Origin of the sequence: Bacillus sp. RZ2MS9 (assembly GCF_001816185.2) — a bacterium.
Lineage (GTDB): Bacteria > Bacillota > Bacilli > Bacillales > Bacillaceae_G > Bacillus_A > Bacillus_A cereus.
Window position 1 is genome coordinate 3,001,943 of record NZ_CP049978.1, and the last position, 13,866, is coordinate 3,015,808.

Sequence of the window (13,866 nt, forward strand, 5' to 3'; positions counted from 1 at the left end):
CTTTTCTATTTTGGATTGAAAGTAGAATAATTCAAGAACTCCCAATTATAAGATTCATAACAAGGTACTTCAAGTACTTCAATTATTTGAAATTGTACTAAACGTTGTGCACCAGGGAACTTTGAGAGAATATCTTGATCAATGTTCCAAATGATACTTGCTTCTCCTGTGATTTGTAATGTACCACCAGTATTAAAATCAAAAAACAGTAACCCAACATTGGGATTTTGAACAATATTTCCTAAGGTATTGAACAACATGTTTCCTGAGTAATCTGGAAATATAATTGATTTTTCATTAATGACATGAACAAATCCTGGCATCCCACCCCTATGGGAAATGTCCATCTTTCCCTCAGAACTTGCACTTGCAATAATAAAAGTATCGGATTCACTAATCCAATTCTGTTGCTTTTTATTTAAAGTGTTAAGCGGATGAAGTTTCTTATTTACAATTTCTTCAACAGCTTTATATTCGAATCTTCTCGCCTGTATATATTTAGGACAATTACCGAATACTTGTTCAATTTTGATTTCAAAGTTTCCATCTGGATAAACTATCGAAACCTTACCATTTATTCGTATTCTTATTCTGGAAGCAAAATCAATTACTAAAATCCCTACTTCTTTATGTTGTAAAATATTTAGAAATAAAGGGTCACCTTCGTTTATTTTTGTATTGATTTTAACTATGTCGGCTTCAATAGCTTGTATGATACCAGGATTTCCTGCTAAAAATGAACTCCAAACTCTTCCTCTTTGATCCATAGAAGACATCACGAATGAATTCTGTCCATTGAGAAAATTCATGAACTTCTTTGGGAGTGTCTGTTGAATCATTGTACTTGCAGAGTTTGCAATCTTTTGTACACCTAGTAAATCGTGTACAGTACGCTCTCCAGAATGAAAAACCTCCATTTATTATTCCTCCAATCTACTTTGCAATAGCGGACTAGCTAAAACACCTTCAAATAATTAAATGAAATAAAAAACATCTGATTCCCAAAAAATGCAAAGCGAACATTGATAATATAAGCTTTGTCATAAACAAGCTTTCATTACTTTTTATTAATATACATTGAATAATGAAAGCCATTCACTACAAGAAAATAACTTCATTTCACACTAGTCCTCTTTTGCAAAAGCATAATGGATTCAAAGGATTACCTTTAAGTTCTAACCTAAATATATACAGATATCTTTACATTTAAAGCCACGCTTTACAAGATACTTTATATACCCCTTATCGTGAGATTTTTATCTATTAAAGTTACTTATCATTTCGTATTGCTATCTTGTAAAGCAACTTCAGTTTAACTCTCAGTTAACTATTAATCAATTCTATAATTTCTATAGTTAACATAGATGACATCTATTATTTTGAGTACATAAAACATTTATATATTAAGGATAAATTTAATTCGTGAAATAGGAGGCGCCAAAATTTTTTAAGTTAAAAATAGTTATTTGAGTTTGTTTCTTTATGATTTATTGAAACCTTAATCATAGATAATTTCTATGAAAACGATAGAAATGATTACATTGATAAATAATAGATGCTTTATATAATTAAGTTAAGCTCATGAGCTAGCAAGAAAATGGACAATATCAATTATTTATAGGAGGCAATTTATATGCAAAAAACAGTTGCAGGTATAGTAATTCCAGATAGTAAAATAGCAGTAGAGGCGCAAGAAATTCTTCGTGAATATGGTAACGATTTACTTTGGAATCATTCAAATCGTGTTTACTTATTCGGTGCTCTTCAAGGGAAAAAAGCTAATCTTAAGTATGACGAAGAGCTATTATATGTTAGCGCTCTATTCCATGATCTTGGACTTACAAAGAAATTTAGTAGTCCAGACAAACGTTTTGAAGTAGATGGTGCAAATGCTGCACGTAGTTTTCTGCAACAACATGGCATGGATAATGAGTCAATTAGACTGGTTTGGGATTCGATTGCACTTCACACAACGATTGGAATTGCTGAATATAAAGAACCCCAAGTTTCATTAATTTATTCTGGAGTAGGATACGATGTTATGGGGGATGGATATGACGAAATTTCAGAGGAAATTCGCGAGCAAGTTGTATCTGCTTTCCCTCGAGATAATTTCAAACAAAAAATCCTTCCTGCTTTCCTTGAAGGTTTCGCTCATAAACCTGAAACTACTTTTGGAAACATTAAAGCAGATGTTTGCTCGTTACTTCTTCCAGGCTTTAAACGCAAAAATTTCTGTGATTGCGTTTTACATTCACCTTGGAAAGAATAGTCATTACACTTACGACTGTTATAAAAATTAGAACGAGCTAATTAATTTCTAATTTAATGTAGTTAAATATTACTCATAGAGATAAAAAGCTTGCCATTTTCATTAATGGCAAGCTTTTTTAAGCAAATAATATCTAATACTAGAAGGATCAATTTTGGAGCACTCCATACATGCCCATCAACCTAAGATTTTGAAGTATCCCCAAAACAAAAAATTCATCCTTTCATAGTTGTCCATAGAAATTTAGTTCATTTTTTCATTTTGAGGAAGAACGTATTTTTCAACTTGATAGTGATGTGATACTACCCCATCTTAGAAAAATTATTAGATGACAAAATGGAATGCAAGATTGGATCCTCACACTCCATCCAACACATGAACTAAAGGAGAAACTTATCCAAAGTGAAAAATTGGAGAATTAACGGGAGTTAAGTTCGAGGCTATTGAAACTAAAGAAAAATACTTTTTATAAAATAGTGAAAGAATATGGAGAAAACGAAGTGGCAACTAACTTATAACGAATTGAAGCCGAAAGTTTCTTAGCGTAGAAAATTCGGCTTCTTTTATATGGAAGATTGCTCTACAATATCAGAGTGAAATAATCACCTGATTCATAGAAAAACCGCGGTTTATACTGTAATCCGTGCCATAACAAAGCATTAGCCAGTTCCCATGTGTTCAATTAATTGAAATGCTGTCGGGGGTGGACCATTTTCGAGCCTCAAGCGAATTAAATTAGCACACTCTTCAGGGGTTAGTACAGAAGTATCGATTTCTAAGTCATAAATACCGAGCTCATGGACGGACTCTTGCCATAGTTTTACTGGTAATGGGATTGAACCATCTTCTGAGTAACCAACTTTCCATGTTTCTATCCGTCGTTTCATAATAATTTCAATTGGACAATGTACCCCCACAAACATAACTGGCAGTCCCTTTAGTATCCGTGCACATTCGGGCAGAATTCTCCATGGGACGGAATAATTGTCATGATGACCAACATCAACTACGACGTTTATCCCTAAACGACTATGTGCAGCAATAGACTCATACATGGCTTTATACATAAGTATAACCAAGGGCTCAATATCGGGTCGCTCGCCACCAGGGCGTAACCCAATACCTGGCTGATAGCATTCTGGGGTCATTTGCATGAACCCATCTACTCCTAAGTTCATCCACACACCTTTAAACGTGCTCTGGATTACAGTGGTGATGCTGGATTTCCCAGATCTAGGAGTACCGTTCATAATAACAATTTGTCCAGGTTTATCCTTTGGTAACATACAGGAATACCCCTTTCATGATTCTACCTTTTAATCTTAACTCCGATTTCCCCTTTAAAGGATTAACTTACAACTTCAAGAATGATCCTCAAGAGTCCTTTCTTATTTCACAATCTGGCCCAATTGTTGAATAACTTTATTATCTCTGTACATTAACATTAGGGGGAATTTTGTTTTGTTAGCTCATACAACATCAATTATAGTGGATGTCGTTTCTTTTTCTAAAGGCTACGACGTGTAAAGAATTTAAAGACCCCTCAGGAATCAATGAATTCCTAAGGGGTTGCCTACGTGATATAACATATTTACAATTACGTTACGTTTAAAATACGTATCTTTTTCATTTACCTTATAACCACCCTATTTAAGTTTATAAGAACTATGCTTTTGAGATAAAAGTCATTACTTGTTTTATAAACTCGTAACCAAAATAACCACTAAATCCGAATAGGACTATTGCGGCAAATATAGATACTCTTTTAATAAAGGTTGGATTTAGAAAACGTCTAGTAAAATGAACAAAGCTTAATAAGATCATATCATGCATAAAGATACCTAATAAAATACCTACAGCTATTAATATAAATGTAGATGTACTTGCATTACCTAATGAAGAAACGAGAACCGGGCCAAAGACCCCTATCCAAAATACAATATTAGCCGGTGATATAGCAATCATAAAACCAGATAAATAAGCTGATAATAAAGATTTATTAGGATCTTCTCCATCTATGTTAACTTCCGACTTTGCTTCTTTAATGCTTTCTATTCCAATAAACATTAAAAATATAAAACCTAGGAGCCACATAACTGTTTCTACCCATGGATTGGTTAATACACTAGAGAACCCTAGATAAATCAGGACTATTAAAGATAAATCTACAGTCATTCCTCCTATACCTACAAACCAACCATGTACGAAACCATTTCTCATTCCTTGTTTAGTCATTTGGACTGTCATAGCACCTGCGGGTATTGCTAAAGATAAACCTAACAAAATATATGTGAAAAGTGTTATAATCATAAAAATTCTCCTATTATAAGTATTGTAATAATCAAACCCTTTTTCTTTTTCCTCGGGTTCAGCAAATAGAACTAGAGCACGGCGACTTTTCACATTACTTCTAGCAAGCATCAAAAACTCATAAGAAGATAAATGCCTAAAATCCCATAAGATCCTTTACATGTTCAGCATTCTTTTTAGATGTTAATTTTTCAAGTAATAAAAACGCAACATCAAAAGCTGTGCCTGGATTTGATGATGTAATAATATTTCCATCTTGTACTATTAAATCATTTTGTACGATTGCACCGAAATTCTTTAACTGCTCTTTTCGTTTACTCGTTGGATGACTGTATGTGGTAGCTTTTTTACCTACAAGAATTCCACTTTTTCCAAGCGTTAATGATGCAACACAAATACTGGCAATAGGCTTCTGCTTGGCATAAAAATGTTGAATAACATGTAAGAATTCTCTACTGTATGCATCCCGATAAAAACCAGCCTCTTCAAATCCTCCTGGAATAGCTAGTGCATCAAATTCATCTAATTGAATATCATCAACCGTTTTTTCCGGTATGACAGTAAAATTCCAAGTACAAGTTAATTTATTCCGAAGACCAACTGTTACGACCTCGGTTGATCCATCTCCCTCCCATTTATTCCAGCCTAGTACATCTGTAAATACACTAGCTTCTACTGCTTCAAACCCGTCAGCTAATAATAATAAAATCTTTTTCATATCGTAAACCGCCTCCTTCTACCCTTATTTTATAGAAGTATAGAAGGCTGATAAATAAGTTCAATAAGGATATTTGATTGTTTTTCTTTATTTTATAAAGAATTTAGGTTATTCTATTTTATAAAAAAAGGTTGGATAATTTATGGATCAAATTGATAAAAAAATCGTGGGACTATTACAGTCAAATGCAAAAATTTCAATGAAGGATTTAGCGGAAGCGGTTCACTTATCTTCCCCGTCAGTAACTGAGCGAGTACGAAAGTTAGAGGAACAACAAATTATTGAAGGTTACCATGCACATGTTTCTCTAAAAAAAATAAATCGTCCAATTTCTGCACTTATACTGTTTAAATCAACAAATTGTAAATCATTATCTAACTTTTGCTACAATCATCCAGATGTACTTGAGTGTTACAGAGTAGCAGGAGAAATTAGCTATATTGTCAAAATAGCAACACATTCTGTAGAAAGTTTAGAACAATTTATTGATGATTCAATGCAATATGGTACGCCATCAACGAATATTGTGTTATCTTCTTATGAAAAAAAGATAATTACTCCTTTTATTAGTGAAGAATAAAAATACTGGCATAATCAATTAACTATTGCTTATGCAGAAGGATAATTTTTGTATGTTATATTAAAAAATAAAGACGTTATATTTTTTTAAAAGGAGTGTAATTACAATGGATTTTTCTAATAAATCAGTGATCATAACAGGGGCTGGAAATGGAATCGGGAGAGGAATTGCTTTACATTATGCAGAAAAAGGGGCCAATGTTATTTTAGCAGATATAGACGAAAAAGCAGGTGCAAAAACAGTTACTAAGATGAAAGAACAGGGTAAAGAAGCACTTTTCGTACAAACAGATGTAAGGCTGGAAACAGATATTATTCGATTAATGGAAGTAGCTAATCAAACATACGGTCAGATAGATATTTTAATTAATAATGCAGGAAAAGAGTTATTCAAGTCTCCTTACGATATTTCGCTAGAAGAATGGGACGATGTAATAAGCACAAACCTAAGAAGCGTTTTCTTGGGTTCACGTGAAGCAGCAAAGTATATGCGTCATAACAAAGAAGGTGGATCTATCGTGAATATTGCCTCTACAAGGGCGATTATGTCTGAGCCAAATTCAGAATCTTATGCTGCCACAAAAGGTGGGATCGTTGCTATTACACATGCGCTCGCAGCCTCATTTAGCGAAGATAGGATTACCGTGAATGCTATTTCCCCAGGTTGGATTGAAACAGGAGATTATTCAAAATTAAGTAAAATTGATCATGAACAGCACCTATCAAAGCGTGTAGGAACACCAGATGATATTGCACGAGCCTGTCTGTATTTAACAGCCAGCGAAAATGATTTTGTTACAGGTATAAACCTTGTCGTAGACGGTGGAATGACGAGGAAAATGATGTATGAGGAATAGGCGGTAATCAATCAAGAAATACAGATTCGCTATCAATAAAGCCTACTTTATCCAAGGTGATTTACCGAATCATCATGTGAATTTGAAATACAATTGAACTGTTTATAAAAAAGATGAACCGGAATTTCCTATCTCTAATAAAGAAGGGATTTCCGTTTTTCTTTCGGATGAAACATGTGAAAATGAATAAAAACCATGAAGTACTCAATGCAAGGACACCAGCTACACTAAGAGCGTTAGTTAGATAAAAAATAGAATATATCATATAGCTAGTAAGAGATATTAGTATCACTGAACGGGCTGTTAATAGCTATTGAAAAGCATAATTTAATCAATCTCAATTACATCACAAAACTTAAATATCCTTTGATTATGAAAAGCATCGGTACAAGTAATCGCCTCATTTAATGAATTTCTATTAGAAACTGTTCTGTATTCTTTATAAACCTACGTTAAAATATTCAGATGAACCTTTTATTAACTCATAACCCCTCCTCAAAAAATAGTAAAAACTACACTTGTGAAATCAATATTTTCTGTTTGCACTTTATATAAATCGATATGTCTCCACCTTAATTTTTGTTTTTTGTAATCCCCACTAATTCTTTTCTCAAATCCCCCAAAATGGATTTGAGAAATTAGGGAACTATAATGTCGTATTGAAACATATTAAGGGGGACAAAAGGTGAACAAGGAAATGAATTATGGAAGTGATTACAAGTTTATTCCAGCAACTTCAATTGAAAGTGGTCATGGCCTCGAAGTATTACCTGATTTATTTTGTTACACGATTCAAATCGTCAATATATGCTTTGTTGGAAATCCTCAGACCAATGATTTTGTTTTAGTTGATGCTGGAATGCCTAAATGTGCAAATGAAATTATCTCTATCGCTGAAGATCGATTTGGTACCAATAGTCGCCCAAAAGCAATTATTTTAACTCATGGGCATTTTGATCATGTTGGAGGAATAATTGAACTCATTAAATATTGGGATGTTCCAGTCTATGCCCATCAAATGGAGATACCGTTTTTGACTGGACAACAAAGCTATCCAGAACCAGACCCTACAGTTGAAGGTGGTATGGTAGCGAAAATGTCTCCCCTGTTCCCTAATGAACCGATTGATTTAGGAAATAGCGTAAAAGCACTACCTACCGATGGAACTGTTCCCCATATGCCAGATTTTAGATGGATTCATACATCAGGGCATACTCCTGGGCATATTTCATTATTCAGAGAGAAAGACCGAACTTTAATTGCTGGGGACGCTTTTGTTACAGTGAAACAGGAGTATCTGTATAAAGTAATAACTCAAGAACAGGAAATAAGCGGACCCCCTCGTTATTTAACAACAGACTGGAAAGCAGCTAAAGAATCAGTCATTAAATTAGAAGAATTAAAGCCTCTAGTCGCTATTACTGGACATGGGATACCAATGTCAGGTGAATTGCTATGAACAAGCCTCAAAACACTCGTTCAAGAATTTGATAAAATTGCTGTACCTGATTACGGAAAATATATAGATAAAAAGATGCATTAAATGCGGAAATACTTTGTTTATTTTTATATTAATGAATTAAAACACCAACGAATATTAAGTTTAATATGAAAAAACACTGTACTTAGGCAACATCTCTATTATAAGAATGGAACTACCCTTTATGAATAAAGCTCGATATTCCGCAAATACTATCCATAGTATAAGCCTGCTTCTTACCCAGGTTGTACTTCTTACCATTAAGGGGTGATTAAAACGGGTTACGCTATATAAAAGCATAATCCGTTTTTAATGAAATATTGTATTCCATATACGTTTAAACAATGGAGGAAAATGATGAAACATATTGTTGCCTTATTAATTAAATACACAGCGATAACTGCAGTATTGCTAATCATGCTCAGTATCTTTCAAGGCATTTCAATTCCTAGAGTATTACTAATTTCTCTTTTTCTTACGGGAGCTGCCTATTTAATCGGAGACCTCTTCATTTTACCTAAATACGGAAATATGATTGCTACAATGGCAGATTTCGGCTTAAGCTTTTTCGGAACTTGGTTACTAACATCCTTGTTTACTAATTTAGATGCTACTCGTAACATTGGACTTTCTTCATTTATAGCCGCTTTAATTATTGGTGGAACAGAAGTTTTCTTCCATATTTATATGAAGAGGCTAGTGCTACGTAACGACGATGAATTAAAAAATCGCAATCATATTCATCATGATAAATATGCTATGGAAATATCAGATGAATATATAGATTCTTCCACAATAAATAAATCCAAGCTTGAGGATACATCTAAAAAATAAAAAAGTGGCCAATGCCACTTTTTTATTTTTGTTTATTAAGCTTGATCAGAATTTCTTACATGTAACGGAGGTGGAACTACCCACCCTTTTTTCTTACTTAAACGTAGCAGAGTTACACCTGCCTGCGCTTTTTTCATATGAAATTGGCCAAATAGCATCCCTACATCTTCTCGAAGACATTTTCCCATCACTTGACTACATGTCACAAGTCCAGCTGCTAATCCTGCAGAAACAGCAGCAGCAATTTCAACATCATTAATACGTGCTCCCGGAGGAATGTCTTCGATAGATGCAACTGGTCGTTCTGGAGGAGCAGGCGGTAAAGCGACCCCATTAATCTTTAAAAGAGCTTTTAATTCTTCTATTTCCGAATTCATATCATTTTCAATTAAGCCTTCTAAAAACTTCTTCAAGTCTTCATCACCTGTATGATTCATAAATACTTGATGGCTTGCAATCGCACCCTGTGCAGCAAGAAGATAGCTCCAAATGTCAAATACTTCACCGTAATGTAACGGTTCATTTTGAGGATTTCCACTTAATATACCCATTTTTAAATTCCTACCTTTCGAAAATATCATAATAAATATTGATTTCAATATTGAAATCAAATTTTTAAGTATGCTTTTTCCTGCAAAAGATTTTCTACTATGCATGGAAAACACCTTTCCAACACCGCGTGTTTATTGTTTAGGAAAGTAGTTTACAAATTAAATACTCAAAGATTATGAAAGAAGATTATCAATAATCTTTGAGTGAGTATCTGTTTAATATAAGGTTTTTTATTTTTATGAATACACAAAAGAAATTGATTTACATATTTGCTATATTTTAAGCCAATTTACTTAGCGGTTAGCTCTACCACCAAGTTGTTGTTCTGCCATTGCTACTAAACGTTTTGTAATTTCGCCACCAACAGATCCGTTTGCACGAGCTGTTGTATCTGCACCAAGTTGTACACCAAACTCTTGTGCAATTTCATATTTCATTTGATTAAGAGCTTGTTCAGCACCTCGAACTAACAATTCATTACGACTTCCACTATTATTGTTTGCCATCTTATTTCACCTCCGATGTTTTTAATATGCTACAAATTATGAAATAATAATTATCCTTTTTATGGGAATTAGATTATGAATAAAAATTGATTTTTTTCTTAAAGTAGGGCAAAACATATAAGAAAGAATAACTGATATAACATACTTTCATAACAACACTATGTATACTTCCTAATTCCCTTCAGTAAATAAAAGAAAGATTTCTATTTCACCAAGAGATTAAATAAAATTATGTTTTGAGACATAATCCAAAAGGAGATATGAGATGAAAGCTGTAACCTATCAAGGACCAAATCAAGTACAAGTTAAACAAGTTGATGATGCAAAGTTAGAGAAAAAAGATGATATTATTGTAAGAATTACTTCAACCGCTATTTGCGGTTCTGATTTACATTTATATCAAGGTAACATGCCCTTACCTCAAGGATACATTATCGGCCATGAACCAATGGGAATCGTTGAAGAAGTCGGGCCAGATGTCACTAAAGTGAAAAAAGGCGATCGTGTTGTCATCCCCTTCAACGTTTCTTGTGGACATTGTTTCTATTGCCAACATGAAATGGAAAGTCAATGTGATAACTCAAATCCTCATTACGATTCTGGTGGATACTTTGGTTATACGGAGAAATTTGGTAATCATCCAGGCGGACAAGCAGAATATTTAAAAGTTCCATTTGGCAATTTCACTCCATTTGTTATACCGGAATCATGCGAGCTTGAAGATGAATCCCTACTATTTTTATCAGATGTTTTACCTACAGCCTATTGGAGTGTAATAAACGCAGGCGTTAAGCCAGGTGATACTGTTATCGTCCTTGGTTGTGGACCTGTTGGATTAATGACACAAAAATTTGCTTGGATGCAAGGTGCTAAACGTGTAATTGCAGTGGATTACTTAGATTATCGGATGAATTATGCAAAAAAGATTAACAATGTTGAGGTATTTGAGTTTACAAAATTCCCCGATATGGGAGAACATTTAAAGGAAATTACTCATGGTGGTGCCGATGTAGTTATTGATTGTGTGGGGATGGATGGAAAAAAATCGCCACTAGAATTTCTGGAACAAAAATTGAAATTACAAGGCGGAACTCTCGGCCCTATTCAAATAGCTACGAAAGCCGTAAGAAAATATGGAACGGTTCAAATGACTGGCGTTTATGGTGGCAATTATAATGCATTTCCACTCGGAGCATTTTGGGTTAGAAATATTAATCTTAAAATGGGACAAGCACCTGTCATTCATTTTATGCCAGAACTATTTAAAAAAATAACAAATAAAGAATTTGATCCAAAAGAGATTATTACACACAAAATCCCCCTTGAAGAAGCGAGCTACGGTTATCAAATTTTTAATAATCGTGAAGATGATTGTATAAAAGTCATTCTGAAGCCTTGAAGCTACAATTCATTATTCTTAATGAAAAGATAAGATTACATTTCGTAATCTTATCTTTTTTTATTAAATGCTAAGTATCTATCCCCTATTTTCATCTCACATCTAAAATAGTTATTTTCAAAAATTTTTCATTTTGAGATAATAATTAATTGATAAAAACATGAATTAAAGTATTAAGTAACCAAACAGCGGACACGATAACAATGTTAACTAACTTAAAAGAGGTGTACTTTAAAAAACTAGAATTTATGAAATGAGTTCCAATCAAACTTTTAGAGAAACACTTGCATTTTTAATTGTACGTGATAATGCACATCAAAATGCTTTCGCAAAAGCTTTAGAGACATTGGGTGTTGAATGGGGGAAACTCTTCCCTGTGCCCAACTATGATATTAATAAATACCCAGAGTGCAGAAAGTATGTAGACATGGGATTCCATAACGCACAATTTAATTTTAGTTTAGATCCAACAAGAATGGGAGAAATATTCCAAGGTGAATCACCAAGTAGAAACAAAGGAACATTAGCAGTAACTGACCCGCCAAAAGGTTTTCCTGTACCAGAACTTCCTGAAATACCAAATGAGCATAGTCCTGGATTAAAAGATATGGGTCTTTAAGATCATTATGGCCAACTATTGATTCATGGTTGGTCATAGTTATTTATAAAGATTCATGTAAACTTGTTGTTAACATGATAGGATATTTTAATAAATCCTCTTTATTTAAAAGTGGTGTTGATCATATTTCTGCTCCTCTTAATGTTGTTTCTATGAACCATTAAACGCCACTGTATACTTACTTATAATCTCCCTACCTCTATTCACGTATAACATCCCTATATTGTAAACAAAGAGGAGGGACTTGTCCCCCCTCTTCTTTTAATTTTTCTTTAAAAGAATTGCTCCTGCAATCCCTGGGTGTGTCATTTCGAATGGATCTAGAATTAATTCTAAGTCCTCTTGTGACAATACACCATTTTTCACACAAAGTTCTCGAACGGATTGCCCTGTCGCGATTGCTTCTTTCGCAACGCGAGCTGCTGCTTCATAACCAATATGAGGGTTCACAGCTGTAATAATTCCTACACTTTTCTCAACATACTCTTTTAAGCGCTCTTCATTCGCTTCAATTCCTTTTAAGCAATTATCTGTAAAGGCACGGAAACCGTTATTCATAATGCTAATCGATTGCAGTAAGTTGAAAACAAGTACTGGTTCCATCACGTTTAATTCTAATTGTCCTGCTTCTGAAGCAAGGCAAATTGTATGATCATTACCTATTACTTGGAACGCAATTTGATTAATAACTTCTGGCATAACAGGGTTTACTTTCCCTGGCATAATAGATGAACCTGGTTGACGAGCTGGTAACATAATTTCCGCTAAGCCAACACGTGGACCTGATGCCATTAAGCGAAGGTCATTCGCGATTTTAGACATATTCATCATACATACTTTAAGTGCTGCAGATACTTCAGTATAAGCATCCGTATTTTGCGTCGCATCTACTAAATCTTCTGCACCAACAAGCGGTAGTTCACTAATTGCAGCTAAATGTTTTACAACTGCTTCAATATATTCTGGATCTGCATTTAAGCCTGTACCAACTGCAGTTGCCCCCATATTTACTTCATATAAATGTTGACGCGATTGTTGAATTCGTTTCATATCACGTTCAAGTACGCGAGAGTATGCTTTAAACTCTTGTCCAAGACGAATTGGCACCGCATCTTGTAAATGTGTACGCCCCATTTTAATAACATGGTCAAACTGTTCTGCTTTTAATTCAAATACATCATGCATATAACCCATCGTTTGTAATAAGCCTTCTAATGCATTTAACGTTGCGATATGAATCGCCGTTGGGAATGCATCATTTGTTGATTGCGCCATGTTCACATGACTATTTGGACTAATATAATGATAGTCTCCCTTTTCCATTCCTAATAATTCAAGAGCACGATTGGCAATGACTTCATTTGCATTCATGTTCATTGAAGTACCTGCTCCGCCTTGGATTGGATCGACGATGAAATGATCGTGCCATTTTCCATCAAGAATTTCTTGAGCAGCTTCTGCGATCGCGCCACCCTTGTTCAATTCCAATCTTCCTACATCTGTATTAGCAAGCGCTGCTGCTTTTTTTACAATTGCGAACGCTCTAATTAAACTTTCATGAATTTTGTACCCTGTAATCGGGAAATTTTCAACAGCGCGTAAAGTCTGAATTCCGTAATATGCCTCAATAGGTAATTCCTTTCCTCCCAAAAAATCATTCTCCACTCGCACGTTCTTGTTTGTCATTGCCATTTTAATTTCTCCTCCATATTAAATGTAAAACCTAAATAAATCATATGA

The 13,866-nt window shown here is 34.2% G+C and carries 12 protein-coding genes and 3 pseudogenes; 8 read left to right on the plus strand and 7 right to left on the minus strand.

Translation table 11 applies throughout. The annotated features are described in order from the left end of the window. Positions 1–5: 5 nt before the first annotated feature. Entirely contained in the window at positions 6–917 is a 912-nt protein-coding gene (locus BHV55_RS15400) for a pyridoxamine 5'-phosphate oxidase family protein (protein WP_065703763.1), read from the minus strand. 716 nt (positions 918–1,633) lie between these two features. Here BHV55_RS15400 and BHV55_RS15405 point away from each other — a divergent pair. After that, positions 1,634–2,272 carry an HD domain-containing protein gene (locus tag BHV55_RS15405; protein WP_001174225.1) on the plus strand — a complete coding sequence of 213 codons (639 nt, stop codon included), beginning with the start codon at positions 1,634–1,636 and terminating at the stop codon, positions 2,270–2,272. Between the two features lie 388 nt (positions 2,273–2,660). Then, positions 2,661–2,790 (plus strand): annotated as a pseudogene (locus BHV55_RS27770) (recombinase family protein); the annotation flags it as partial. Between the two features lie 141 nt (positions 2,791–2,931). Here the strand turns inward: BHV55_RS27770 and BHV55_RS15410 are convergent. The 3 genes from BHV55_RS15410 to BHV55_RS15420 all read right to left on the minus strand — a co-directional run bounded on the left by BHV55_RS15410 (position 2,932) and on the right by BHV55_RS15420 (position 5,300). Next, on the minus strand, positions 2,932–3,558 hold the full coding sequence (locus tag BHV55_RS15410) for a chloramphenicol phosphotransferase CPT family protein (protein ID WP_070756656.1): 627 nt from the start codon (positions 3,556–3,558) through the stop codon (positions 2,932–2,934). A 379-nt stretch (positions 3,559–3,937) separates the two neighbouring features. After that, entirely contained in the window at positions 3,938–4,582 is a 645-nt protein-coding gene (locus tag BHV55_RS15415) for a LysE family translocator (RefSeq protein ID WP_000587494.1), read from the minus strand. A 136-nt stretch (positions 4,583–4,718) separates the two neighbouring features. Then, positions 4,719–5,300, minus strand: coding sequence for a DJ-1/PfpI family protein (locus BHV55_RS15420; protein WP_000722336.1), 582 nt, complete (start codon positions 5,298–5,300; stop codon positions 4,719–4,721). A gap of 142 nt (positions 5,301–5,442) precedes the next feature. On the opposite strand from BHV55_RS15420, the gene BHV55_RS15425 reads away from it, so the two are divergent. The 4 genes and pseudogenes from BHV55_RS15425 (at position 5,443) to BHV55_RS15440 (ending at position 9,050) form a co-directional block, all read left to right on the plus strand. Then, on the plus strand, positions 5,443–5,880 hold the full coding sequence (locus BHV55_RS15425) for an Lrp/AsnC family transcriptional regulator (protein WP_000372089.1): 438 nt from the start codon (positions 5,443–5,445) through the stop codon (positions 5,878–5,880). A gap of 106 nt (positions 5,881–5,986) precedes the next feature. Next, positions 5,987–6,736, plus strand: coding sequence for a glucose 1-dehydrogenase (locus BHV55_RS15430; protein WP_000347901.1), 750 nt, complete (start codon positions 5,987–5,989; stop codon positions 6,734–6,736). A gap of 685 nt (positions 6,737–7,421) precedes the next feature. Further along, positions 7,422–8,279 (plus strand): annotated as a pseudogene (locus BHV55_RS15435) (MBL fold metallo-hydrolase). A 294-nt stretch (positions 8,280–8,573) separates the two neighbouring features. Continuing rightward, positions 8,574–9,050 (plus strand): YndM family protein, encoded by a 477-nt coding sequence (locus BHV55_RS15440; protein ID WP_000680670.1) that lies wholly within the window; start codon positions 8,574–8,576, stop codon positions 9,048–9,050. A 35-nt stretch (positions 9,051–9,085) separates the two neighbouring features. On the opposite strand, the gene BHV55_RS15445 is transcribed toward BHV55_RS15440, so the two are convergent. Both BHV55_RS15445 and sasP read right to left on the minus strand, forming a co-directional pair. Further along, positions 9,086–9,601: a DUF3231 family protein gene (locus BHV55_RS15445; protein WP_002101091.1), complete on the minus strand. Its 516-nt coding sequence runs from the start codon at positions 9,599–9,601 to the stop codon at positions 9,086–9,088. A 294-nt stretch (positions 9,602–9,895) separates the two neighbouring features. Next, entirely contained in the window at positions 9,896–10,108 is a 213-nt protein-coding gene (gene sasP, locus BHV55_RS15450) for a small acid-soluble spore protein, SasP family (RefSeq protein WP_070756658.1), read from the minus strand. Positions 10,109–10,373: 265 nt separating this feature from the next. On the opposite strand from sasP, the gene BHV55_RS15455 reads away from it, so the two are divergent. Continuing rightward, positions 10,374–11,507: a zinc-dependent alcohol dehydrogenase gene (locus tag BHV55_RS15455; RefSeq protein WP_000649093.1), complete on the plus strand. Its 1,134-nt coding sequence runs from the start codon at positions 10,374–10,376 to the stop codon at positions 11,505–11,507. Between the two features lie 235 nt (positions 11,508–11,742). Further along, positions 11,743–12,126: pseudogene (locus BHV55_RS15460) on the plus strand (manganese catalase family protein); the annotation flags it as partial. Between the two features lie 261 nt (positions 12,127–12,387). Here BHV55_RS15460 and aspA read toward each other — a convergent pair. After that, positions 12,388–13,818 (minus strand): aspartate ammonia-lyase, encoded by a 1,431-nt coding sequence (gene aspA, locus BHV55_RS15465; RefSeq protein WP_065703755.1) that lies wholly within the window; start codon positions 13,816–13,818, stop codon positions 12,388–12,390. Positions 13,819–13,866 lie beyond the last annotated feature (48 nt).